At 57.5% G+C, this 25,535-nt stretch carries 22 protein-coding genes and 1 tRNA gene; 19 read left to right on the top strand and 4 right to left on the bottom strand.

What is annotated here, in order from left to right:
* Complete coding sequence (locus tag RUESEDTHA_RS14210; RefSeq protein WP_180887441.1) at positions 1-975, top strand: alpha/beta fold hydrolase; 975 nt, start codon at positions 1-3, stop codon at positions 973-975.
* Positions 976-1,059: 84 nt separating this feature from the next.
* Positions 1,060-1,136, top strand: a tRNA-Met gene (locus RUESEDTHA_RS14205).
* A gap of 184 nt (positions 1,137-1,320) precedes the next feature.
* Here the strand turns inward: RUESEDTHA_RS14205 and RUESEDTHA_RS14200 are convergent.
* Positions 1,321-1,728 carry an ectoine synthase gene (locus tag RUESEDTHA_RS14200; RefSeq protein WP_180887440.1) on the bottom strand — a complete coding sequence of 136 codons (408 nt, stop codon included), beginning with the start codon at positions 1,726-1,728 and terminating at the stop codon, positions 1,321-1,323.
* 17 nt (positions 1,729-1,745) lie between these two features.
* Positions 1,746-2,495, bottom strand: coding sequence for an SDR family oxidoreductase (locus RUESEDTHA_RS14195; RefSeq protein ID WP_180887439.1), 750 nt, complete (start codon positions 2,493-2,495; stop codon positions 1,746-1,748).
* 118 nt (positions 2,496-2,613) lie between these two features.
* Here RUESEDTHA_RS14195 and RUESEDTHA_RS14190 point away from each other — a divergent pair, with 118 nt between their 5' ends.
* From RUESEDTHA_RS14190 to RUESEDTHA_RS14160, 7 genes are all read left to right on the top strand, one after another.
* Positions 2,614-3,492 (top strand): LysR substrate-binding domain-containing protein, encoded by an 879-nt coding sequence (locus tag RUESEDTHA_RS14190; RefSeq protein WP_180887438.1) that lies wholly within the window; start codon positions 2,614-2,616, stop codon positions 3,490-3,492.
* A gap of 94 nt (positions 3,493-3,586) precedes the next feature.
* On the top strand, positions 3,587-7,159 hold the full coding sequence (locus tag RUESEDTHA_RS14185) for an adenylate/guanylate cyclase domain-containing protein (protein ID WP_180887437.1): 3,573 nt from the start codon (positions 3,587-3,589) through the stop codon (positions 7,157-7,159).
* A gap of 27 nt (positions 7,160-7,186) precedes the next feature.
* Positions 7,187-7,444, top strand: coding sequence for a DUF4242 domain-containing protein (locus RUESEDTHA_RS14180; protein ID WP_171211291.1), 258 nt, complete (start codon positions 7,187-7,189; stop codon positions 7,442-7,444).
* A 114-nt stretch (positions 7,445-7,558) separates the two neighbouring features.
* On the top strand, positions 7,559-8,974 hold the full coding sequence (locus RUESEDTHA_RS14175; protein ID WP_180887436.1) for an FAD-binding oxidoreductase: 1,416 nt from the start codon (positions 7,559-7,561) through the stop codon (positions 8,972-8,974).
* 185 nt (positions 8,975-9,159) lie between these two features.
* Positions 9,160-10,539, top strand: a complete 1,380-nt coding sequence (locus RUESEDTHA_RS14170) for an amidohydrolase family protein (protein ID WP_180887435.1) — start codon at positions 9,160-9,162, stop codon at positions 10,537-10,539.
* Between the two features lie 33 nt (positions 10,540-10,572).
* Positions 10,573-11,754 (top strand): carbohydrate porin, encoded by a 1,182-nt coding sequence (locus tag RUESEDTHA_RS14165; protein ID WP_180887434.1) that lies wholly within the window; start codon positions 10,573-10,575, stop codon positions 11,752-11,754.
* A gap of 28 nt (positions 11,755-11,782) precedes the next feature.
* The gene (locus RUESEDTHA_RS14160) at positions 11,783-13,024 is read left to right on the top strand and encodes a membrane dipeptidase (protein WP_180887433.1); all 1,242 of its coding nucleotides are present in this window, start codon (positions 11,783-11,785) and stop codon (positions 13,022-13,024) included.
* 8 nt (positions 13,025-13,032) lie between these two features.
* Here RUESEDTHA_RS14160 and RUESEDTHA_RS14155 read toward each other — a convergent pair whose 3' ends face one another.
* The gene (locus RUESEDTHA_RS14155; protein ID WP_180887432.1) at positions 13,033-13,578 is read right to left on the bottom strand and encodes a DUF2796 domain-containing protein; all 546 of its coding nucleotides are present in this window, start codon (positions 13,576-13,578) and stop codon (positions 13,033-13,035) included.
* Positions 13,579-13,811: 233 nt separating this feature from the next.
* On the opposite strand from RUESEDTHA_RS14155, the gene RUESEDTHA_RS14150 reads away from it, so the two are divergent.
* From RUESEDTHA_RS14150 to speB, 10 genes are all read left to right on the top strand, one after another.
* Positions 13,812-15,083, top strand: coding sequence for an imelysin family protein (locus tag RUESEDTHA_RS14150; RefSeq protein WP_180887431.1), 1,272 nt, complete (start codon positions 13,812-13,814; stop codon positions 15,081-15,083).
* A gap of 133 nt (positions 15,084-15,216) precedes the next feature.
* Complete coding sequence (locus RUESEDTHA_RS14145; protein ID WP_180887505.1) at positions 15,217-15,510, top strand: bacterioferritin-associated ferredoxin; 294 nt, start codon at positions 15,217-15,219, stop codon at positions 15,508-15,510.
* A complete protein-coding gene (gene bfr / locus RUESEDTHA_RS14140) occupies positions 15,458-15,943 on the top strand; it encodes a bacterioferritin (RefSeq protein WP_180887430.1) in 486 nt (161 codons plus the stop codon). The genes RUESEDTHA_RS14145 and bfr overlap by 53 nt, the downstream gene beginning before the upstream one ends.
* Complete coding sequence (locus RUESEDTHA_RS14135) at positions 15,930-17,444, top strand: di-heme oxidoredictase family protein (RefSeq protein ID WP_180887429.1); 1,515 nt, start codon at positions 15,930-15,932, stop codon at positions 17,442-17,444. Before bfr ends, RUESEDTHA_RS14135 begins: the two co-directional genes overlap by 14 nt.
* The gene (locus RUESEDTHA_RS14130; protein WP_180887428.1) at positions 17,444-18,454 is read left to right on the top strand and encodes an imelysin family protein; all 1,011 of its coding nucleotides are present in this window, start codon (positions 17,444-17,446) and stop codon (positions 18,452-18,454) included. Before RUESEDTHA_RS14135 ends, RUESEDTHA_RS14130 begins: the two co-directional genes overlap by 1 nt.
* Before the next feature lie 3 nt (positions 18,455-18,457).
* Positions 18,458-19,540: a DUF1513 domain-containing protein gene (locus RUESEDTHA_RS14125; RefSeq protein ID WP_180887427.1), complete on the top strand. Its 1,083-nt coding sequence runs from the start codon at positions 18,458-18,460 to the stop codon at positions 19,538-19,540.
* 102 nt (positions 19,541-19,642) lie between these two features.
* Positions 19,643-21,532 (top strand): biosynthetic arginine decarboxylase, encoded by a 1,890-nt coding sequence (gene speA / locus RUESEDTHA_RS14120; RefSeq protein WP_180887426.1) that lies wholly within the window; start codon positions 19,643-19,645, stop codon positions 21,530-21,532.
* Positions 21,533-21,546: 14 nt separating this feature from the next.
* On the top strand, positions 21,547-22,758 hold the full coding sequence (locus RUESEDTHA_RS14115; protein ID WP_180887425.1) for a saccharopine dehydrogenase family protein: 1,212 nt from the start codon (positions 21,547-21,549) through the stop codon (positions 22,756-22,758).
* 84 nt (positions 22,759-22,842) lie between these two features.
* The gene (gene nspC / locus RUESEDTHA_RS14110) at positions 22,843-24,012 is read left to right on the top strand and encodes a carboxynorspermidine decarboxylase (RefSeq protein WP_180887424.1); all 1,170 of its coding nucleotides are present in this window, start codon (positions 22,843-22,845) and stop codon (positions 24,010-24,012) included.
* A complete protein-coding gene (gene speB, locus RUESEDTHA_RS14105; RefSeq protein ID WP_180887423.1) occupies positions 24,009-24,851 on the top strand; it encodes an agmatinase in 843 nt (280 codons plus the stop codon). Before nspC ends, speB begins: the two co-directional genes overlap by 4 nt.
* On the opposite strand, the gene RUESEDTHA_RS14100 is transcribed toward speB, so the two are convergent.
* Positions 24,848-25,438: an HD domain-containing protein gene (locus RUESEDTHA_RS14100; protein ID WP_180887422.1), complete on the bottom strand. Its 591-nt coding sequence runs from the start codon at positions 25,436-25,438 to the stop codon at positions 24,848-24,850. The genes speB and RUESEDTHA_RS14100 overlap by 4 nt on opposite strands.
* Positions 25,439-25,535: the final 97 nt, after the last annotated feature.

The following is a 25,535-nucleotide window of genomic DNA, read 5'->3' as shown; positions in this document are numbered from 1 at the left end:
ATGACCACCTTTTTGATTATCGTTCTTTTGATCGCAGCATTTTTCGGGGCCATGAACCTCTGGACCCGAAAGCTGACACAGGATGGCTTGAAGCGGGTTCCGCAACTTGGTCAGATCGCACCGGTACAAGGCGGCAGTATTCACTATGTCGAGGCGGGCGATCCTGCAAAACAGACCATTGTGATGATCCACGGTCTGGCCGGGCAGTTGCAGCATTTCACCTATGCGATGGTCGACATGATGGCCGATGACTACCACGTCATTGCGGTCGACCGCCCCGGCTGCGGGTATTCGACGCGCGACACGGGCGATCTGGGCCAACTGCACCAACAGGGCCGGATGATACAAGAGCTGCTGGACGCCAAGGGCGTGGAAAATGCCGTCTTGGTCGGACATTCTCTGGGCGGGGCAGTGTCACTGGCCATGGCACTGGACAATCCTGGCAAGATAAAGGCGCTGGCGCTGCTGGCCCCGTTGACGCAAGTCATGCCGGGGCCGCCTGACGTTTTCAAACCGCTGGCGATCCGAACGGAATGGCTGCGCAGCTTCATCGGAAACACGATCGCGGTGCCAATGGCGGCAAAAACCGCCCCTCATACTCTGGGCATCGTGTTCGGCCCCGAGCCCGCGCCCGAAGATTTTCTGGATCGCGCGGGCGGTGCCTTGGGTCTGCGCCCGACGGCTTTCGTTACCGCGTCACAGGATGTTGCGGGCATTGACGACAGCATGGACGCGCAGGTCGCGCGCTACCCGGATCTGAAAGTTCCCGGCGGCATCCTGTACGGCCAAGAAGACGCCATCCTCTCGCCCGAGGCGCATGCCGCCCCCATGACGCAGTTCGGCCTGACAGACGAACGGCTTGAGGGGCTGGGTCACATGATACCGATTACGGCCCCAGAAACCTGCGTTGCTTTTATCCGCCGCATTGCGATGGCCGCAAACGCCGAAGGCGAGGCCACCGACAAGACAGGTTAAAGCACCGTCAAAAAGAATCCCGGTTTGGGGGTCATTTCCCTCTTGACCCCCTCGGGCCCCTCCCTTAAATCGCCTCTCACTCGTGGCGGAGTAGCTCAGTTGGTTAGAGCAGCGGAATCATAATCCGCGTGTCGGGGGTTCAAGTCCCTCCTCCGCTACCACCCCTTCCCCCTGTTATCTGATAGGTACGTGAAGTTTCTTCCGCTGGTTTTGCGTGGAATGCGCATTGGGTGACGATCCGGATATCAGCAGACGAAAATTCGGACGCGAAAGGTGATGGGATTCGCTGCACGGGCGTCGCATGAGTTGAACCTGCGCCGCACATCGCATTGTTGGTTGGGGTATTCAGACCTCGCTATGTTCCTCAAGGTCCAAAGGCGCATAGCTTCCATCCTTGCGATGCACTTCCCGTCCACTGAGCGGCGGATTGAACACGCAGACAAGCCGCAGGTCCGTGTCTGTCGCACGCACCACATGCCGGTCGTGTTGATCCAGCGCATACAGGGTGAATGGCTCAAGGCTATGCCATGTGTCATCGTCAAACGCCCTGATCTGCCCTTTACCTTCGATACAATAGCACGCCTCGAAATGATGTTTGTATTCAAGCTCAAGTGCGGCACCCTTTTTGATGATCGTGTCCGTCAGCGAAAAGCCCAATCCGTCAGAGGCAAGCAGCAATCTTCGGCTGCTCCACCCCGGTCCAGAGACGTCCCGATCTGTCTCAAGGATATCTGCAAGTGCTGTAACAATCATCTTTCTCCGCCTTTTTTCTATCGCACCGCCCGGTTCATTCCACCGTCGGACAGTATACTCTGACCATTGATATACCGCGCGGCGTCGCTGGCAAGAAACACGCAGGCCTGCCCGATTTCCTCAAAGGTAGCGGGCCGTTGCGCCGGGATTTCCCGACGGGCCCGATCGGACAGGTTCACATTCTCGCAAAATCCGGGCAGCAGGTTGTTCATACGAATGTTGTGCCGCGCGTAACGATCGCCATACAGCTTCGAGAAACTGTGCAAAGCACCGCGCAGCATGCTCATGGGATAAGGCGCACGCGGCTCTACTGCGTTCATGGATGAGATATTGACGAATGCACCGCCGCCCTGCTCGATCAATATGGGCGTGACGATACGGGCAATCTTGACGACGTTCAGCACATACATGTCCAGACTTTCGTGCCACAACGCGTCGCTGAGCTCCAATAGCGGCCCGTCAAAATCCGGGTCGAATCCGACGGTTTTGATGGCTTCGGGCACCGTCCCACCGTGGCCCATATTGCTGACGATCGCATCAATCCGTCCGTACTTGCTTATGGTGTCGTCGATCATTGCCTGCAGATCGTCGACATCCAGCACGGACCCCCTGCGCCCAATACCGCCAAGGTCCTCTGCCAGTTCAACCGAACGGTTAGATGGGGACATCAGCGAGACCTTGTAGCCGGCCTTCGCCATTTCAATGGCGCATCCCCGGCCGATACCTTGTCCGGTTCCCGTCATCAGGGCGACCTTAAGTTCGGGCATCATCTTTCCTTTCTTCAGGCAAACTACGTATGAGATTTACTCAAACGAAATCATCCTAATTGCTGGAAAGGAAACAGTACTATCGAGTTTTTGGCATCCTGATGTTAGATATTCTCACATGGCGGAAAATCTCAGACACCTCCGGGCCCTTCAAGCGTTTGATGAAACGGCGACCCATTCCAGCCTGACAAAGGCAGCGGATGTGCTGAACGTCACCCACGGGGCGATCAGCCGTCAAATCAAGCTGCTGGAACTGCATCTTGGTGTGGTGCTTTTTCATCGTCGTCCCAATGGGGTCGAACTGACCAAGGCCGGGGAACGCCTATACCAATCGACACGCGGGGCATTTTCCGCATTGCAACTTGGCGTGTCAGAGGTAAAGCGGATTCGTCATCGCCAGTCGATTACAGTGTCGTTGTCCACATCTCTGGCGCTCAAATGGCTTGTCCCATTGCTCAGTTCGTTTCAACAGGAGCATCCGGGTATCGCCTTGCTGCTGGACACAAATGACGCTTATGCGGATTTCGACAGATCCGAGGTCGACATAGCCCTGCGTTTCGGCAAGCCCGGCTGGGGCGGGCTGTATCATGAGCAAATAAAGCAAGAAGAGTTGATTGTCGTCGCCGCGCCATCGCTTGTTGGAAAGCAACGACGACCGATGCTCGCCGAGGAGGTTGCTGACCTCCCGCTCTTGCACGACGCCTTCAACGTAGGATGGGAAAGCTGGGCTGCGCAGGTTGGGCTAAGCCCCGAGCGGATCAAGTCACAGAGTGTCAAATACGTAGACAGCGCCGTCTTGCTGGAGGCCGCAATGGACGGACAAGGCGTGGCACTGGCAAGACATCTGTTGGCCGCCAGAGACTTGGAACTTGGCCGACTAATCCGCCTGGATGACAGCAGCGTCCCACTGGATCGTGGGCTGTATTTCGTCTGTCGCCCCGGCGATCAGGAGCGGGTCACGGTGAGAATTTTCAAGAAATGGCTCATGTCGATTTGAGGATTTGCCTGTTGTACCAAAGTCAACATCACCACCTTTGGGGTTCAGACTCGACGTTCTTGATTAGTATTCAACAACTCAGCATGATCCAAAGATGGGAGTTGGGATCAAAAATTGGCTGAACGGTCTTGGTCTGGACCAGTATGTTGACGCTTTCGTTCAGAATGACGTTGACGCGCGGGTCTTGCCACTTTTGACCGTGGAAGACCTGAAGGAATTGGGCGTCAGCCTCGGTCATCGCAAAATTCTGTTAGCGGCGATCTCTGATCTGACACCCGATGACGCGCCCGCGCCCAAGGCTGTGGACACAGACCCCATCGACCGGCCCACCCGATCAACCCCCGTGCCAGAAACATCGGACGGTGCAAGCCCGATCGCCGAGCGGCGCCACCTGACGGTGATGTTCGCAGACCTAGTCGGGTCGACCGAGTTGACGAACCGGTTGGATCCAGAGGACATGCGGATCTTGTTGCTGAACTATCAGGACGCAGTCGCAGGGGCCGTCAGTCGATATGGCGGGTACGTGGCGAAATATCTGGGCGACGGGCTTCTTGTATTCTTCGGCTGGCCGCGCGCCTACGAAGATCACGCCATTCGCGCGGTCAAAGCCGGGCTGGATGCGATCAACCGCGTCAGAGAGCTTAGAACACCTGATGGGGATCAACTGTCGGCACGGCTGGGCATCGCAAGCGGCGATGTCGTAGTCGGGGACACCGTCACCGAAAACACTTATGAGGAAGGCGCAATGACCGGCCCGATCCTCAATCTGGCGGCACGGATTCAGGAACATGCAAAGCCAAATACGGTTGTCGTACCCGAAGAAGAAACCGAAGCTGCCCTGCATCGTATCTTTGAGTTTGAAACGCTCGGGGAAGTGGATCTGAAAGGGTTCAAAGACCCCCGAACCTTGTTAGAGGTGGTGGCCGAACGCAGTGCCGAAAGCCGGTTCAAGGCCTCCCACGGGGACGAAAGCACCAGCGCCCTGATTGGGCGGGATTACGAAAAGGGCATCCTTCTACAATCGTGGCAAAGGGCCCGTAACGGACAGGGCGAGGTGGTTCTTCTGTCGGGCGAACCGGGCATTGGCAAATCCCGTCTGACAGAAGAGTTCCTGGCTGACTGCACGAAGGATGATCAGGCAGACGTTATCCGGCTGAACTGTTCTCCATACCTGACCAGCAGTCCCTTCCATCCGGTCACGGAACGAATTTCCCAAGACGCGGGTGTCGAGCCCGATTTCGACGACAATCTAATTTTGGAACATGTGCGCGACATGCTCAGTTCGCGCCCCGGGCTGAATCTGGATAAGGTTCTGCCGGTTTTCGCCGCTCTGGTTGCCCCGCGCAGTGCGCTGGCCCGACAGATTCTAGAATTGTCACCACAGGAACAACGCGACCTTACGATCCAAACTCTGATCAAGACGGTCAAGATACGGTCGAACGCACGACCCGTGATCCTGTGCGTGGAAGATGCGCATTGGATCGACCCGTCGACTCAGGCCCTGTTAGAGCGGTTCAAAACGATCTGTGCCGACTTACGCCTGATGATCCTGATTACCCACAGACCAGAATGGGAGTTGGGCAAGAGCGAAGGCGAAGCGCATGTTCAAACCCTGAAATTGCGGCGCTTCGATTCCGCTCACGTCGCGAATTTAATCCGCAATATCTCGGGGGCAGAGCCTGATCAGAAGATGATCAATCTGATCATCGAAAAAACCGACGGCGTGCCGCTGTTCGTCGAGGAACTGACGCGCGCAATCCTAGAGGCCGGAGGTCAGGATAACGTCGCCATTCCGTCCTCGCTCAAGGGCGCTTTGATGGCCCGTCTGGACGCCGTTTCTCAAACCGCAAAGCGAGTTGCGCTGACGGGGTCGGTCATTGGCCGTGAATTCGACCCGGTCTTGCTGGGCGCTGCCATGCGCGAGGACAAGTCAAGCGTTCAGGCAAGCCTGGATGAGTTGTCCCGTACTGGCCTGATTTTCGAAAGCGGGCATAACCGTGGGCATTTTGTCTTTCGCCATGCCCTGATCCGCGACACGGCCTATCAATCCATGCTTGGCTCTACCCGGCGGCAGCAACATGCGGATGTCGCACAGGCCCTGAACACGCTACGATCCGCCGAAATTGCACGCCGACCCGAACTGGTCGCCCGCCATTTATCCGAGGCCGAGGACTGGGCCGCTGCTTTCGACAAGTGGCGCACAGCAACCGAAATGGCCCTTGCCCGGTCCGCCAGCCAAGAGGCAATGTCCAATGCGCGCGAGGCGCTTATGGCGGCCCAAAACATGGGCGCAGGGATCAGCCCGGAAACGATTGTCGGGCAAATTCTTGTTGGCAGAAGCTACGACAGCCTTGGCGAGTTACCCGAAGGGATTGCAACCCTCAAAAAAGCGTCTGACGCCGCCCGACAGATTGGCGATATCGGGCTTGCTGCCGATGCCGCCAACCAGTTTGCGGATTCCTGCATGATGTCCAGCGAACGACACGCCGAAGCCATAGAGCTTTGCAGCGATGCTCTGGACGCCCTGCCGGAAGAAGATGAAACCCGCCGTTGCCGGCTGATAAGCCAGCTTGCAAGGGCCTACATCTTTGTCGGCCAATTAGCCGAAGGTTCCCGATATGGACAGCTTGCCATGGAGCTTTCGGCGAAACTGGGGGATCACAAATCCCAGTTTTCGGTCATGATGATGCATTATGGCGCGCCCTTTGTCGCCAGAAAGGAAAGCGAGGCACGTAACTGGCGCGAGAACCTAGAAGCAATGCACAAAGTAGCCGAAAAGCTTGGCAGCATTGATCAGGGTCGCGACAGAACCCTAAGCCTGTTTGTGGGTGCGGAAATGGCAGATCGCCAGCTCATGGAGCACTCGCTTGAGTTGTTGACCGAAATATCCAGAAAGGACAATCACCTACAGCTTTACTGGGTGCAAAAACATGCGCGCGCCATGGTTGCCATCATGGACGGAGACTTTGAGGCGGCGGAGAAACACGCGACAGAAGCCGTCAAAATTGGACGAAAGACGCATGGTGAGCATGTCGAAGGCGTCTATGGCGTTCAGATGTTCACGATCCGTCGCGAACAGAACCGATTGCACGAAGTAGCACCGGTCATCAAAAAGCTGATGTCGGAAAGCCCCGGCGATGTTGCCTGGAAACCGGGGTTCGGGCTGATCGCAGCCGAGCTTGGGTACAAGGAACCGGCCGAACGTATTCTTAACGAAATGGCTGAAAACAATTTCGTTTTGCCGCCCGACGCGATGTATACGACGACCTTGTCCTACCTTTCTGACATCAGCGTCGCCGTCGAACACAAGCAGCACGCGGAGGCGCTTTTTGAAATTCTCAAACCCTACGAAGAGCTGACGATTACAGCAGGTGCAACCACGGTGTGTGCCGGTGCCGCCGCGCGGCGTCTGGGCAGCCTTGCTGCTTTGCTGGCGGATTGGGAGGCGGCTGAGCGCCTTTTTGAAAAGGCAATCGAGATCGACACGCGGATGGCCTCGGTTCCATGGATTGCACATAGCAAGGCGGCTTATGCCTCGGCGCTGCGGCGTCGGGGACGCGCGACCGACCTGCACCGGGCGTTTCAACTGGAAGCGGAAGCGTTGGCAACGGCACAAAAATTAAGTATGGTTTCCCTTAGGTCAAAGCTTGAAGGAACTGCCGTTTGACCCCTTTAAAATGCTTGGGGGAGCATGATGCCAAGATACATTATCGAAAGAAATTTTGCAGAACAGCTTGATGTAACAAACGACGACAAGATCAAGATCAAAGAAATCAACGACGAAGAAGGGATCGAGTGGATTTTCTCGTTCCTCAGCGCGGATAAGCGCAAAACCTACTGCCTATACGAAGCCCCGGACGAAGAAAGTTTGCGCAAGGCGGCCAAAAGGCTGAATATCCCAGCCGACGTCATTACGCCGGTCGACCGGATCGATCCCGGAATATTTGCCTGAAGCCCAACGGTTCTCTTACAGATCAAAAATCACTTCAACACCGGGAACAGGTGGATCTTCGATTACTGGGGCAGTAGCGCAAGAAACCTTTTATGCAAATGAAAGGTTATCCCAATGTTTGATTTGAAGTCGCTGGACGGCGACATGGTAACGGTTGATCAAGACGCGCTCGATGCCCTTAGCGCATCGCTCAGGGGGGGCGTCTATCTTCGCGGCAGCCCCGAATACGACGAAGCCAGAACAACCTGGAACAGTATGGTCGAGCGATACCCCGGTTTTGTTATCCGAGCCTTGGGTGCCAGCGATGTTCAGAAGGCGGTCAACTTTGTGCGCAATGCCGGGTTGGTGATGTCTGTCAGATCTGGCGGCCATCAGATTGCTGGTCACGCGGTTGCGGACGAAACAGTCATGCTGGACCTTTCGCATATGCGATCTGTCCATGTTGACCCGATAGCCAAATCTGCGCGGGTCGCGCCGGGTGCCGTGCTTGGCGATGTGGACCGCGAGACACAGGCCCATGGTCTTGTCGTTCCAACCGGCATCAATTCAACCACGGGAATAGCTGGCCTTACACTAGGCGGCGGCTTCGGCTGGTCCACACGGAAGTTCGGCATGACGATCGACAATCTGGTATCGGCTGAGGTTGTTACGGCAGAGGGCGAAATTGTCACCGCGTCTGCAAGCAGCCACCCCGAGTTGTTCTGGGCGATCCGTGGAGGCGGCGGAAACTTTGGCGTCGTGACGTCCTTTGAATTTCAATTGCATGACCTCGGGCCAGAAGTCCTTTCAGGCTTGATTGTCCATCCCATTGAAAACGCCCCTGCGCTTTTGGCGGAATATGCCAAAATCGCAGACACATCACCGGACGAGCTGACCGTTTGGAGCGTCATGCGAAAGGCGCCGCCATTGCCCTTCCTGCCGGAAGAGTGGCACGGACGAGAAATCCTGATCTTTGCCGCCTGCTATGCCGGTGCAATGGAGGATGGCGAAAAAGCCGTCGCCAGGTTGCGCGCGTTGGGTGATCCGATTGTCGATGTTATCTCGCCGCATTCCTTCGTGGATTGGCAGGCTGCTTTTGATGCCCTTCTGACACCCGGCGCTCGAAATTATTGGAAAAGCCATGATTTTGAGACGTTGTCTTCGGATGCGATAACGGGATTGCTGGACGGCATTGCCACGCTTCCCGATCCGGCGTGCGAAGTTTTCATTGCCCATGTCGGGGGTGCGATGGCACGGGTTGGGGCAGATTCAACGGCCTATCCACAACGCTCGGCACATTTTATCATGAATGTGCACACACGTTGGGAAGACCCCGCCAAAGACGCCGAATGCATCGACTGGGCCCGTACCCTGTATGACAGAATGCAGCCGCACGCGACCGGCAGCGCCTATGTGAATTTCATGCCCGAGGATGAGGCTGACCATATGGCCGGAGCCTACGGCGCGAACGGCAGCAAGCTGTCCAAAATCAAGGGTAAGTACGACCCCGGCAACCTGTTTAGGGTCAATCATAATATCCTGCCGACCTGAACGGCATAGGGTTATGCCCTCCGACGGCGGCCCAAACACGGGTCGCCGTCAAGGGTGATCGGGCCGTGACGCTCATTGTTCGACCTGCGCAAATGCGCCCCGTTCAAATCGTTGACACAGCGCGGGCATCCCCGTCATATTCAAAAATATGATAGATTAAGAACCAACTTGATCAGGAGGGATGGATGCGGCTTTCCAAGATTAACCTGCTCATAGCACTCGTTTTTTCGGGCGCTGCCTTTGCGCAAAACACCACGCCCGAGCAAACACTTTTCACCAACGTGCATGTCTTCGACGGCGTGAATGAACAACGGGTCGAAAACGCAAACGTTCTGGTCGAAGGGAACCTGATCAAAGCTGTCTCGACCTCACAGATAGACGCGCCCAATGCGATTGTGATCGATGGTGAAGGCCGCACCCTGACGCCGGGGTTTATCGAAACGCACGCGCATCTGATGCTAATGGGACCAAGCATTCCCGCGATGGAAGCCAATGCCACGTGGGAAGATTTCGGCATCCACGGAACGCGTATGGCCGAGATGTACCTGATGCAGGGCTTCACAACTGTACGCGACGCCGGAGGCGCGAATGGAGGGCTGCGCCGGGCCATCGATTCCGGGCAAATACTTGGTCCGCGATACTATCCTTCAGGTGCGTTTCTGGGCACGCGAGGCGGGCATGCAGATTTTGCCAGCTTTACCTCTCCACCCGGCGCGTCGACAAATTTCAGCCGCCTGAACATGGCACAGGAAGTTGACAGCGTTGCAGACGTTCAGAAATTTGGCCGGAACAACTTTCGCATGGGCGCGACGCAGTTGAAGTACATGCAATCGGGCGGCGTGGTGTCTGCCTTTGACCCGTGGCAACTGCTGGCCGGATCCCCCGAAGAAATTGAGGCCGCCGTGCAGGTTGCCAGTGAATACGGCAGTTACGTCATGGCACATTCCTACCGGAAAGAGGCCATCATGAATGCGCTCAACGCGGGCGTCAAAAGCATCGAACACGGGTTTTCCTTTGATTGCGAAATCGCCGCACTGATGAACGAGAAAGGTGCCTACATCACGACCAACCTGACCGCGTTCGACCCCGGCCTGTTAGAAATTCCCGCCGTTGCCAGCGTGCCGTCCAGCCTCGCCAAGGCCAAATCCGCGTCCGAGACCTTTGCTGGCTATATCGACAACATGAAGGAATGTCCTGTCAAACGCGGGTTTCAAACCGACTGCGTCGGCTCAGTCGAAGCCTGCAACATCCAGATTGCCTATGAGAAGAAGCTCAACAACGATTTCTTCGGCCCCTTCGTGTCCATGACAACGCTGACCTCGACAGGTGGTGAGATCGTTGCCCTGTCGGGCGACTTCATGAACCCCTACCCTGCGGGTAAGCTGGGTGTGATCGAAGAAGGCGCCTATGCTGACATCCTGCTGATCGACGGCAACCCGCTCGAGGATTTTTCCGTCGTTGGCACCGGTGATAAGTGGTTCGGCGCCGATCCGCGCCCCGAAAGCCCCGAGACCATTCGCCTGATCATGAAAGACGGGGTGATCTACAAGAATACGCTGGAGTAACGCTTGCCTATCCACTGGCCCAAGGGGTTTGGGATGATCAAAATGCTCGGCGCGTCACTGGCGTTCATGGCTTGCGGCACTATAGCTTTGGCGCAAGGATTGTCCGGGCCATCATCTGTCGGCGCAGAGCTTGAGCCCGGTGACGGGCTGACCGACCCGCAATACCGATCAGACTTTCCCCGCAATATCGCGCCGAACTGGTTTACATGGAAAGATCGCCTTGCCGAGAATGGCTTTCGGTTCAACATCGATTATCTCGCACTTGGGCAGACAACGAATGCTGATCTTGGCGAAGCCGAAGCCGCCGGAGGTATCGCGCGGTTCTATGGGAACTGGCAAGCAAGCGACCTTGGGTCGCTGACCTTCAAGATCGAGGATCGCCACAGCTATACCGATGTCGCTCCTCAGTTTCTGGGACTGGACGGAGGTGCGTTGTCCATAACCGGCACCGCATTCAACGACAGCGGGCTTTTGCTGACCAATCTGTTCTGGACCCAGCGCGCCCAGAACGGTGCATGGACCTTGCAGGTTGGACAAATCGACGTGACGGATTTCGTCGATATCTACGGGCTGGTCAGCCCCTATAGCGGCTTTCAAAACCTCGCCTTCAACACAAACCCCACGATCAACACCCCCAATCAGGGGCTGGGGATCGCGGGCGGCCTAAAGCTCAGCAGCAACCTTTACGCGGTCGCCAGCATTGCCGACGCCAACGGGGACCCGTCCGACCCGGATTTTGACGTGTTCAGCGACGGCAACCTCTTTAAGTCGTTGGAGCTGGGCTATACCTCAGCGTTTGATCGTATCTACTTTGACAATGTCCACCTAACCCTTTGGCATGCAGACGGCGCAGAGGACGGAAGCCGCGCCGAAGACTATGGTGCAGCCTTTTCCGCTGCTTGGTTCGTTGGCAACACGTGGATGCCGTTCTTTCGCGCAGGTGCCTCGAAAGGAACGGCGGCTTTGTATGACCGATCCGTGTCGACCGGTATCGGGTATTATGGCCGCAATACAGACCTTGCCGGTCTAGGTCTGAACTGGGCCGAGGCGCGCGGCGTGGACGGGGATCAATTCACGCTAGAAGCGTTCTATCGGTTCTCGATTTCGCCAGGGCTGCAGATCACGCCATCGGCCCAATTCATTTCCAACCCGCTGCTTAATCCTGATCAGGACAGCATCGCATTATTCAGCCTTCGCACGCGCATCGTCTTCTGACATCCGCCAATCCCAAAGGAGTATCCAGATGAACAAATTGATCGCCGCCGGTATTTTGGCTCTGTCTTTAGGTACCCCGATCCTTGCCAGCGAGGAAAGCAAAACCTGGGACGCCTCTGATGAGGCCAAGCAATTTGTTCAGGACACGATTGTTCTGGGTATGCTGGCCAGCCCCTATGGCACAGGTTGGACGGAATACGACCAGCTTCACACCTATTTCGAACGCGCCCGGGACAACGGTATAACCGGGCACGAAATGACGCTTGCGGCTGCGGGCATGCCTTTTGAAGCGCTGCTTGAACAGCACTATCACTTTCGGGCGGCGATGGCCCAGCAGCCAGAGAACTACCTGATCGTGAACGAGACACGCGACATCGAAGCAGCCCATGCCCAAGGTAAGACGGCTGTGATCTGGAACAGCCAGACAGCCACGATTCTGGATGGCGACCTGACGAAAATGGCCCTGCTCAAAGATATGGGGATCAAAAGCATGATCCTTGCCTATAACGACATTTTCAGAACCGGCTCGGGGCAACTGGCGGCGTATAACGGGCGGGACATTGGCCTGACGCCGTGGGGCAAGTCCGTCATAGATGAAATGGTGCGGTTTGGGATCTTGCTGGACCTTAGCCATACCGGGTCAAAAACCGCCAATGATGCTATGGATTATATGGACGAGACCTATCCTGGCATCCCGTATGTCTATACCCACTCGGTTCCTGCCGGGCTTTACAAGAACGCGCCAGAGGCCACGGCGCGCGGATGCTATCGCGCGATCCCCGACGATGAAGCCCTGCGCGCCGCCAAGTCGGGCGGCTATGTCTCGCCCACATTTACGGAATGGATGATGGACGGCATCTGGCCCGAGGATATCTCACCCCAGCAAGCTGCGGATATGATCGACTATTACGTGCAACTGGTGGGAGTTGATCACGTGGGGATCGCCACGGACGACATGTTCTCACTCGAACTTGTGGTGCAATTCGCGACGGCCAATGCCAGCATGTATGACGACGGTGGTTACATGATTGACGCCTTCAACAAAGGCGCAACCGGCAACGGTGAGCTTGCCAAGATTTTGGCCGCCGTCACAGACGACCTGTGGGCGCGCGGTTACAGCAACGAAGACTTGGCGAAGATATACGGCGGCAACAAGATGCGGGTCTATGCGCAGGTTTGGGAAGGCAAACCTCCGCAGCAATTTCTGCAGGAATACCCCGAACGCCTGCGTATGCGGCAGGAGTTTCGGGATCTTTTCCATTCTCGCTGAACCGAAAGTCAGCGCGCGCGGGCTACGTTTAACATCGGTGTTGTGCGGGTTACCTGCTGTGTGCTGATACCTTCGGCTTCGGTGATTTTCACCGCCAATGTCTTGGCGCTTGGGAAACGATCAAAATACCGAAACTCGATTTCCCTTAACGCGTCCATGTTCTGACACCTGATCTCATAGTCAGCGTGAAACTCAGAATTTTTGACCTGATCTCTTTCTTCGCCCTTGTCGGAAATCACGCCAAAGCGTTTTCCTGGCAGTGTGACATTGGCCGAGGTTGCAAAGCACCTTGCACTGTCAGCCATGCGAAACAATTTCATCGGGTCAGACAGACGCGAGACTGCAATCGCCACACGTGTTTGGCTGTCCTGTTCGGCGCCCAATTGATCCATGATTTCCGAACCGGGGGCCGACAATGACAAGGTAATCTTCCCACCCGAAATTGCGATATTCAGGCGGCCTGACCCGACCTGCCCAAACGCCTTGGACTGCGTGGACGACACTGCGATTGCGGGAATCAGGGCCAAAACTAAAACAAAAAACTTCTTTAACACGGCAACACCCAACCTGGACTCTGCGCCTCAAAAATAAATCTGTATTACACCTCGTACAATCACAACACGAGCCCCCAAAACCCCACCAGATATGGGGAGTGCGCAGGCATCGGCGATAAAATATCCGACAATAAAAGTCAGGTTGACATTGTTGACTTTTTCACTCAGTTATCGGCCAATCGGTGCCGCCAAGCGCACTGATCCCCGTTTCTGAAAAGAAAGATCTGACCCCGATGAAAAAGTTATTTGCCGCCACCAGCGTCCTGACCCTAACCGCATCTACCGCGTTTGCCGCGGGTGAAGACCAGTCCAAGTCGGACGTCCTGACCACTTATGCCAACATTGCCGAGGCGAAGTACGACGACAGCCTGATTGCGGCAAAGTCTCTGCAGACGGCTGTGAATGCGCTGATCGCGAACCCGTCGGACGCGACACTGAGCGCTGCCCGGGCCGCTTGGATTGCGGCGCGTGTGCCCTATCAGCAGACCGAAGTTTACCGCTTTGGAAATGCCATTGTCGATGACTGGGAAGGCAAGGTTAACGCGTGGCCGTTGGACGAAGGGCTGATCGACTATGTCGATGCGTCCTATGGCGGCCCGAGCGACGAAAACGAATTCGCTGCGCTAAACGTGATCGCCAATCCCAGCTTCGACCTTTCAGGTGAAGCAATTGACGCCTCCGAGATCACCCCGGCCCTTCTAAGCGACACCCTGCACGAAGCGGATGGGATCGAGGCCAATGTTGCGACCGGCTATCACGCCATTGAATTCCTGCTATGGGGTCAGGACCTGAACGGCCACGGTTCGGGCGCAGGAAACCGTCCTTTCACGGACTACGTGCAGGGCGACGCATGCACAGGCGGCAATTGCGACCGCCGCGCGCAGTACCTGAGTGCGGCCACCGACCTGTTGGTCAGCGATCTGGCTTGGATGGCCGATCAATGGAAAGAAGGCGGTGAAGCGCGGGCCGCTCTGGCAGCGGACGAAACCGCCGGTGTCGCTGCCATTCTGACCGGAATGGGCTCGCTGTCTTACGGTGAACAGGCAGGTGAGCGGATGCGCCTTGGCCTGATGCTGAACGACCCCGAGGAAGAACATGATTGCTTTTCTGACAACACACACAACAGCCATTACTATGACGGGCTTGGTATCCAGAATGTTTATCTGGGCAACTATACCCGCATAGACGGCACCCCGGTCAGCGGCGCATCTCTGTCTGATCTGGTGTCGTCAAGCAATCCGGAACTGGACGCCGAGATGAAGATCAAGCTGGCGAACACAATGCAGGCGCTGGGGCGCTTGAAATCCACGGCGGAGGCCGGGTTTGCTTATGACCAGATGCTCGAGCGTGGCAACGAAGGCGGTGAGCAACTGATCATGGGTGGTGTTAACGGTCTGGTCGATCAGACGAAAACGATCGAGCGGATCGTCACAGCTCTGGAACTGGACCAGATCGAGTTTGAAGGCTCGGACAGTCTGGACAACCCAAACGCTGTTTTCCAGTAACTCAATTTTTGCCGGAGGCGCGTCTTTTGCCACGCCTCTGGCATTCCTGAAACCGGAGACCCACCCGTTGACTCTGGATCAAGGACAAATAACTTACTAATTGAGTAAGAAATCTATCGAGCACCGAGTCGCCATGATCGTATGCCACTGCACAAATATAACGGATCACGACATCCAAGCAGCGATTGACTGGATGCGCACGGCTGATCCCTTTGCGGTCATCACGCCCGGAAAGATCTACCATGCCCTTGGAAAGTCTGCGGATTGTGGCGGCTGCATGCCGCTTTTCTTAGACACGATGCGGTCCAACGACAAACTGGAAGTCCCCATGCAGCTTCGTGCGTTGCGCACCGGAGCAACACAGGAGAATACGAATGAAGGGCGACCCAAAGGTCATAGAATATCTAAACAAGTCTCTGCGGCATGAGCTGACGGCCGTCAGCCAGTACTGGCTTCACTATCGTCTGCAGGAAGACTGGGGTCTTGGTCACATGGCCAAGAAAAGCCGCGAGGAAAGCATCGAAGAGATGGGGCACGCTGACAAGCTGGTCGAGCGGATCATCTTTCTCGGCGGCCATCCAAACCTTCAGAAGCTGGACCCTTTGCGCATCGGGCAAACCCCGAAGGAAACACTCGAATGCGACCTGGCGGTAGAGATTGACGCCAGGGCCCTCTACAAGGAAGCGCGCGAATATTGTCAGAGCGCCGGGGACTACGTCACCATGTCTCTGTTTGAAGGATTACTGGCCGATGAAGAAGGGCATATTGATTTTCTTGAAACGCAGCTTGATCTGTTTGAAAGGATCGGCGAGGCCAATTATGCACACCTCAACGCATCGAAAATGGATGAAGGCGAGTAAGCTTTTGTTTGCGGTGGCGGTCGTTTGCGCGGCGACCCCATCCCTGTCGGCCGAGTTGCAGGACCTGCACTTAAACGTCATCCCCAGAACCGAAGACGAAAAATCCCGGATTGCGGCTGCGACGGCTGCTCCGTTGGATTTCGACGCCCCACAAAGGTTCGAAGAACTACCTGCGGGTGCAGCAACCGTGCGCCTGCGCACCGACGCGGACGCGTTTTCCCAACCGTCCGGCAATCTGGAATTCGCGCAGGAACTCGACTTCAAAGTCGGCAATGGGCTGTTCAAGAAAATCTGGGTCTCATCGCCGTCATCCACTCTGGCTTCGGACGGGTTGGGGCCGCTATACAACGCGCGCTCGTGTCAACGCTGCCACCTCAAGGATGGTCGGGGGCACACGCCGAATGGGCCGGATGACAACGCCATTTCGATGTTTCTGCGTGTGTCGGTCCCCGGCGGGGATCAGATACAGGAGATCAAAGACTACATCGCCACACAGCCCGAGCCGAACTACGGCGGACAGATGCAGGACCTGTCCCTGCCCGGTCACCCGGCGGAATACAGGTTGGACATCACCTACGAGGACGTGCCCATAAAGCTTTCGGGCGATGAAACTGTCGTCTTGCGCAAACCAACCTATGAGGCCGTTGATCTGGGCTATGGCCCTCTGCACCCCGATGCGATGCTCAGCCCCCGTGTCGCACCGCAGATGATCGGGTTGGGACTGCTTGAGGCGATCCCCGTCGATGACCTGCTCGCCAAGGCTGACCCCGACGATGCAGATGGCGATGGTGTTTCGGGCCGACCGAATATCGTTTGGTCGATCGAATATGGCGCGCCGATGATGGGCCGCTTTGGGCATAAGGCTGGTATGCCGACGATTGCGCAGCAATCCGCTGCGGCCTTTGCCGGGGACATCGGGATTTCAAGTCCCATGTACCCGGCAGCGCATGGGGACTGCACTGAATTGCAGGCAGAGTGTGTAAGCGCCCCGCACGGGGACGGTGACGATCGCACGTTTGAAATAGACCAGCAGGGCATGGATTTGGTCGTTTTCTACAGCCGCAACCTGGGCGTGCCAGAGCGGCGCGACGTGGACGACACCGAAGTACTGCACGGCAAGCGCGTGTTCCACGACAGCGGGTGCGCCGCGTGCCATACGCCGTCACACGTCACGCACCGGCTGGAAGACCGGCCCGAGCAAAGTTTCCAATTGATCTGGCCCTATACCGACCTGCTGTTGCACGACATGGGCGAGGGTCTTGCCGACAACCGTCCTGAGGCCCGCGCGACAGGGCGCGAGTGGCGTACGCCGCCGTTGTGGGGGATTGGCCTGACGGAGCAGGTTTCGGGGCATACCCAGTTCCTGCACGACGGTCGCGCGCAATCGCTACTGGAAGCTATCCTGTGGCATGGCGGCGAAGCTCAGGGGGCACGCGACAAGGTTGTCACGCTGCCCAAGGAAGACCGTGCGGCCCTCATTCGGTTTTTGGAGAGCCTATAGTGCGTGCCGTTCTGCTTGCTTGCGCTCTGATGACCCCTTTGCCCGCAACAGCTCAGGACCGGGGGCCGATCCTGACGGACGTGGTCGAAGGGCACATCCTGCCCGGCTATGCGCGTTTGTCCAAGGCAACCGATGCACTTAGCAGCGCGGCGCAGTGGGATTGCGCAGCCACATCCCCCGAATTGCGCGCGGCTTATCATGCTGCTTTTGATCGCTGGATCGCGGTAAGCCATTTACGGTTCGGTCCCTCCGAGGCCGACAACCGGGCCTTTGCACTGGCGTTCTGGCCCGACACCAAAGGGTTCACACCCAAAGCGCTGTCCGGTCTGATCGCGGTTCAGGATTCCGCCATTGAAACGCCAGATGGGTTTGCCGAGACTTCAGTCGCAGGTCGCGGTTTCTTTGCGTTAGAGATGATGCTGTACGACACCGCCTTCATGGAAACCGAAGACGAGCCGTACCGATGCGCCCTTGTTCAAGCAATCGCAGTCGACATCAATCGCAACGCCAAAGTGATTGATACGGATTGGGCGTCATACGCAAATCAAATCACCACAACCGGAGGCCAAAGCGCATTCCGCTCGGACGATGAAGCCATGCAAGAGCTGTACAAGGCGCTTGTCACCGGGCTGGAGTTCACAGCCGACACCCGCCTCGGGCGGCCATTAGGAGCGTTCGACCGCCCCCGGCCCAAGCGTGCCGAAGCGCGGCGATCTGAACGCTCGTTGCGCCATGTCGAATTGTCCCTGATCGCATTGCGGGATCTTGCGGCGCGATTGTCGGCTGATCACCCCGAGGTTGCCTCCGATCTGGCCAAAGCGTTCGGAAAGGCAATCGACCGCGCGCAGCGTTTGGATGATCCGGTGCTTGCGGGCGTTGCGACACCTCAGGGGCGATTGCGGGTTGAAGCACTGCAGCAGTCGATCAACGACATCCGGTCGGTCGCCACAACTGAACTTGGCCCGACTTTGGGCATCAACGCCGGGTTTAACGCATTAGATGGTGATTAAGGTATGACCAGCCGCCGCCGATTTCTGGCAGGACTGGCTGCCTTAAGCGTTGCCCCGACACAAGGATGGGCGGCCGTCGGTGCGCCCGACTATCTGGCCGCCGCCCTGTTTCCTGATGGATCACACCGGTTGGTCGGTTTGTTGGCGGATGGAAGTATTCTGTTCTCACTGACCTTGCCCGCCCGAGGCCACGCCGCCGCCGCGCACCCCCATCGCCCGCAGGCTGTTGCCTTCGCGCGGCGACCGGGAACCTTTGCCGTGATCATCGACTGCACAACAGGTGCGCAAACCGCGGCGTTAAACGCGCCTTACGGCAGACACTTCTACGGTCACGGCGCATTTTCACAGGATGGCACCCGACTATTCACAACAGAAAATGACTACGAAGCCGGAGAAGGCGTGATCGGTGTCTGGGAGACTGCACAATATACTCGGTTAGGCGAATTTCCGTCAGGGGGAACCGGCCCCCATGACATTCGCCTTATGGCCGACGGGCAAACACTGGTCATCGCCAACGGAGGGATTGAAACGCACCCCGACACCGGCCGCACCAAGCTGAACCTGCCGGTCATGCAGCCGAACCTCACCTATCTGGGCCTCGACGGCTCCATGCTTGAACAGGCCGAATTGCCGCCGGGGCTGCGCCAGAACTCGATCCGTCATCTGGCGGTCCGGCCTGACGGGCTGATTGGGTTTGCGACCCAGTGGCAGGGTCAAACCACTGAACACCCGCCGCTGCTTGGCCTGCACAGACCGGGCGACGAAATCCGCCTTCTAGCCGCCCCGAATGCGTATCAAAGCAGATTGCAAGGCTATGCCGGCAGCATCGCTTTTTCCGGCGATGGAGCATCGATCGCGATCACCTGTCCCCGTGGAAACGCTTTGCACCAGTTTCGTGTCGAAGACGGTCAATTGATAGGTGTTTTCGAACTGGATGACGTCTGCGGACTTGGCTCCAGCGCAGACGGGCTTGTTTACACCACCGGCACCGGCGCGGTTGGAACGCTGGGAACAACGGTCAAAACGACGGCCCGGCAGCACTGCCAATGGGACAACCACCTGATCCCCGTGGGACGTCCCGCGTAATTTGGGCAAACACCCCCCCTTAGATTACACTTGGAAGAATCAAACAGCTACCGTATTGGCAGGCGCAACACCGGCTCCCCTCTGAGTTAAGGACTGACTCGATTGAAACAGACGCCCGACGCACCGCATTCCATCTACGGGGTTGATAAATGGGGCAAAGACCTGATCGAGGTGACGAAACAGGGTGAAATCGGTCTGCGCAATCCTTTGGCCCCCAAGACCGCCGCGATCAGCCTGCCCGGAATTCTGGCCGATCTGGATGATCGGGGGATCAAGGCGCCGATGCTGCTGCGGGTTTCCTCTTATCTGGAACATGAAATTGCGCATCTGAACGAAAGCTTCCGCGACGCCATTGCGCGCGTGGGCTACAAAGGCTCTTATCGCGGCGTCTTTCCAATCAAGGTGAACCAGCAAGCGCAGGTCGTCGACCGCATCGTCGAGTTCGGTAAGAAATACAATTACGGGCTTGAGGCCGGATCAAAGCCTGAGTTGGTCGTGGCGCTGGCCCATCGTCTGGCCCCCGAAGCGCTGATCGTCTGCAATGGCGTCAAGGATGCCGAGTTCATTCAGCTTGCGATCCTCAGCCGCAAGATCGGCTTTAACACCGTCATTGTTCTGGAAAGCCCGAAAGAGGCCGACACGGTGATCGAGGTCTATAACGAGCTGGGCATCGAACCGTTGATCGGCGTGCGGGTAAAGCTGACCAACCAGATCAGCGGCAAATGGGAAGAAAGCTCGGGCGACCGTTCGGCCTTTGGCATGAACACTGACCAGCTTGTCGCCACGGTAGACAAGCTGCACGATGCGGGCCTGCTGCATTGCCTGAAACTGCAACACTCGCATCTGGGCTCTCAGGTGCAGGACGTCAACGACGTGCGCCGTGCCGTGGGTGAGGCGTGTCGTTATTACACCGAACTCACGCGCGAAGGCGTACCGCTGACCCATCTGGACCTCGGCGGCGGCATGGGCGTGGATTACACGGGCGAGAAGAAAGCCGCCGAGAACTCGATCAACTACACGGTCGAGGAATACTGCGCCAACGTCGTTGAAACCGTCGCCTACGCGATGGATGAGGCCGAGATTACCCACCCCACGCTTGTCACTGAAAGCGGACGGGCCGTGGTTGCGACCTCGTCGATGCTGGTGTTCAACGTGTTGGAAAGCACGCTCTACGACGCCCCCACCGGCCCCGAGGTTGAACCCGACGATCACCACATGGTCGCTGACCTCGCCGCCGTTCACGGATACCTCAGCAAAACCCGCCTGCAGGAATGTTGGAACGACGCCACATTCTATCGCAACGAACTGCGCGCACTGTTCAGACGCGGCTATGTCGATTTGCGCCAGATGGCGCGCGCCGAACGCATCTACCTGTCGCTCATGGCCCGCCTCAAGGCGCTGGCCGCAAGCGATGATCTGGACACGGATGTTGATGATCAGCTTGAGAAAGTGGCCGATATCTACCACTGCAACTTCTCGCTGTTCCAATCCCTGCCCGATGTCTGGGCCATCGACCAACTACACCCGATCGTGCCGCTACAGGGCCTGAACAAAACCCCCGACCGCCGCGCTGTCCTGTCAGACATCACCTGCGACAGCGACGGCAAGATCGACCAGTTCATTCTGGCTGACGGCGTCTCACCCAGCCTGCCAGTTCATTCCCTGCCGAATGAGGGCGAGTATTTCATGGGCGTCTTCTTTGTCGGCGCTTATCAGGAAACGCTGGGCGACCTGCACAACCTGTTCGGCGATACCAACGTCGTCACCATCGACCTTCGCGCCGACGGCGGCTTTGATCTGCTGCATGAACAAGAAGGCGATACGATCAGTCAGGTCCTGTCCTATGTCGAATTCGACCCGCAAGACTGCGTCGCCGCTTTCCGCAAAATGGTGGACGAGGCGATCTCGACCGGTACTCTGCAAGCCAAGGACCGCAAAACCCTGATGAGAGCCTATCGCGACTCGATCAACGGCTACACCTATTACGAATAAAAAGGAGACACACCATGGGCAAAACACTGGTTGTCGGCGCTGGCGGCGTATCCCACGCAGCCGTGCACAAGATGGCGATGAATTTAGATATCTTCACCGAAATCACTCTGGCCAGTCGCACGAAATCGAAATGCGATGCCATCGCAGCGGCCGTCAAGGATCGCGTCGGCGTCGAGATCAAGACCGCTGAACTGGACGCCCACAAGGTCGAAGATACGGTCAAACTGATCAAGGAAACCGGGGCCGAGATTCTCGTGAACCTCGCCCTACCCTATCAGGATCTGGTGCTGATGGACGCGTGCCTCGAGGCTGGTATCCACTACCTCGACACTGCGAATTATGAGCCCGAGGATGAAGCCAAGTTCGAATACCACTGGCAATGGGCCTATCAGGAGCGCTTCAAAGCGGCCGGCCTGACCGCCATCCTCGGCTCGGGCTTCGATCCGGGTGTGACATCCGTCTTCGCGAAATGGCTCAAGAAACATAAGCTGGAAACGATCCGCCAGATCGACGTACTGGACGCCAATGGCGGCAGCAACGACCAGGAATTCGCCACCAACTTCAACCCGGAAATCAACCTGCGCGAAGTGCTGGCCGAAGTGCGTCACTGGGAAAACGGCGCGTGGCAACACTCCCCCGCCATGACCCACAAGGTCGAATTCGACTTCCCCGCCATCGGTCCCAAAAACATGTACCTGATGTATCACGAGGAGCTGGAATCGCTTAGCACTCACTTCCCCGAGATCGAGCGCGCCCGATTCTGGATGACCTTCGGCGATGCCTACATCACCCACGCCAAGGTGCTGGAAAACGTCGGCATGACCCGCATCGACCCGGTGATGCATGACGGCAAGGAGATCATCCCGATCCAGTTCCTGAAAACCCTGCTGCCCGACCCCGGCGATCTGGGCGCGGAGACCAAGGGCAAAGCCTGCATCGGCGACATCGCCACAGGTCAGGCCAAGGACGGGTCGGGGGAAAAAACCTACTACATCTACAATATCTGCGACCACGAAGAGTGCTACGCCGAGGTCGGCAGCCAGGCCGTCAGCTACACCACCGGCGTCCCCGCCATGATCGGCGCAGCCCAAGTGCTGAAAGGCAACTGGACGCAACCGGGCGTCTGGAACATGGAACAGCTCGACCCGGACGACTTCATGGACATGCTGAACACACAAGGCCTGCCCTGGCAGGTCCACGAGCTTGACGGCCCAGTCGAGTTCTAGATCCAGAACTTCATCTGGCTAAAAATATCCCGGGGGGTCCGGGGGGCTGGCCCCCCGGCCTCTCCACAATCGGAGACGCCCGACATGTCCGACATGATGACCACCCAAGCCGGAGACGCCGGTGCCTTCCGCAATTTCGACCTCAGCCGCGTCCCCACACCCTGCTTTGTGGTCGACGAAAAAGCGGTCGAACGGAACCTGACCATCCTCTCCGAGATCGGCACCCGCTCCGGCGCACATATCCTCAGCGCGCTCAAAGCGTTTTCAATGTTCTCACTGGCCCCGCTGGTGCGCCAACACCTCGGTGGCACCTGCGCCTCTGGCATCTATGAGGCGCGACTGGGCCGCGAGGAATACGGTGGTGAGGTCGCAACCTTCTGCGCTGGCTACAAAGACGCGGATATCTACGAAATCCTGTCGCTCTCCGACCACATCATCTTCAACTCGCCCGCGCAAAAAGACCGCTTCCTCGCCAAAGCCCAAGCGACCAATGTGCAGATCGGCCTGCGCATCAATCCGGAACATTCCGAAGGCGAGATTCCCAAATACGATCCCTGCGCGCCCTGTTCACGCCTTGGGACACCCGTCAGCCAACTGACCGAAGACACTCTGACCGGCGTGGACGGGCTGCACATGCACACGCTCTGCGAACAGGGCTTCGAACCGCTGCAACGCACATGGGCCGCGGTCGAGCCGAAACTCAAACCCTTCCTCGGCCAGCTCAAATGGCTGAATTTCGGCGGCGGGCACCATATCACCCGCGATGACTACGACCGGGACGAGCTCGTGGAATTCATCAAATCCATCCGTGAGACATACGGTATCGACGTCTACCTCGAACCCGGCGAGGCCGTCGCCTTGGACGCAGGGATTCTGGTCGGAGAAGTCCTCGACCTGCCGACTAACGGAATGCCCCTTGCGATCACCGATATCTCGGCCACCTGCCACATGCCCGACGTGATCGAGGCCCCCTATCGCCCCGCCCTGATGGGTGAGGCTGATGCAGGTCATACTTACCGCCTTGGCGGGCCGTCCTGCCTGGCCGGTGACGTGATCGGCGACTACACATGGGACAAACCGCTGGAAATCGGCCAGCGTTTCGCTTTTCTCGATCAGGCGCACTACTCGATGGTCAAGACCAACACGTTCAACGGCGTTCCCTTGCCAACCATCGCCCTGTGGAACAGCGAAACGGACGAACTGAAGATCATCAAACAGTTTAGCTATGAAGACTTCAAGGACCGCCTCTCATGAGCATTTTCCTCGACAGTGAACTAACTGCGTCTGAACGCACCGAAGACGCGCGGTTCCGCGTAATCCCTGTGCCGCTGGAGCGCACCGTGTCCTATGGCTCGGGCACCGCCAAAGGCCCCGACGCTATCATCGAGGCTAGCAATGAGCTGGAGCGCATCACCGGCCATGCCGAGCCTTGCGTCGAAGGCATCTTCACAGAAGACCCGCTGGATTGCGACGCCCCCTTGCCCGAGGTTATGGAGCGACTCGCCCAACGCACCGAGGCCGCCATTCGCGCGGGCAAAGTGCCTGTGACGCTGGGCGGGGAGCATTCGCTCAGTTACGGCGCGGTAATGGGCGTGGCGCGGGCGCTGAACCAACCCATCGGCATCGTTCAAATTGACGCCCATGCCGACCTACGCAATGCGTATCAGGGCGAGAAACACTCTCACGCGTCGGTCATGCACCTTTTGGCAGAAGAAGGCATCAAACTGGCCCAGTTCGGGGTCCGCGCGTTCTCGACCGAAGAGGCCAAAAGCCGGTTGAAAAACCACGTCTTCCACGTCGACGCCGAGGAGCTGGTCACAGGCAACATCCACGCGGTCGACCTGCCCGAGGACTTCCCCGAGCTGGTCTATGTCAGCTTTGACGTGGACGGTCTGGACCCCTCGTTGATGCCCGCCACCGGCACCCCGGTTCCGGGCGGTTTGGGCTATTATCAGGCGCTGCGATTGGTCGAACACGCCCTGAAAGGCCGCAAATGCGTGGGTTTCGATGTGGTCGAGCTGGCCCCCGACGGCAATGCAGCGTGGGACTTTACCGCGGCACAAGTCGTCTATCGGCTGATGGCAGCCTGTTAACCCTCGGACGTTTCGTTCAGCTCCATGTGCCCGTTGCCCTTGCTCAGCACGCGGCGCAGCATCGGCTCGAAGAATTCCAGCGGTTTGGTCCGATAGTCCGGGTCGAACGCCTTTTGATCGTATTCGTGGCAAAAATAGCGGCAGTCCTCCCAGTACGGGCTGTCGCGGTACTTGTCGCGGGCATTTCGATCTCCGCCCCAATGGTGGTTGTAGTAGTACCCTTGAAAGACACAGTGATGTTTCAAAATCCAATAGGTCTTTTCGCTGACATAGGGCTTCATCATTGCGGCTGATAACTCACCATGATTGTAGGGGGACAGAATATCGCCAGTGTCATGGATCAAGGCCGCTACGACCAATTCCTCATCCGCGCCATCCTCATAGGCACGGGTCGCGGCCTGAAGACTGTGCTGGTAGCGATTCACCGGGTACGGCGTCCAGTCTTCGTCCAGCGAGCGGATCGCATCCAGAATTCGGTCGGGCAGAGCGGCGTTATAGGCCTCTTCATATTCGATGACGGCATCCCAGTCGGCTTTGGTCGCCTCCTCGAAACTGGTCCAGGTGGGTTTGTGGCTTTTGTCCAGCATCGCGCGGTCCTTTGGCTGATTTGTTCAGCGAGGATAGAACAAACGGCTTGCCCAAAAAAATGAATTGATTTTATCATATCAATTAAAAAATACTTTC

This window comes from Ruegeria sp. THAF57, from assembly GCF_903914075.1.
Taxonomy (GTDB): domain Bacteria; phylum Pseudomonadota; class Alphaproteobacteria; order Rhodobacterales; family Rhodobacteraceae; genus Ruegeria.
The sequence above is the reverse complement of the archived record's forward strand: the minus strand, read 5'-3'. Positions and strand labels throughout refer to the sequence as shown.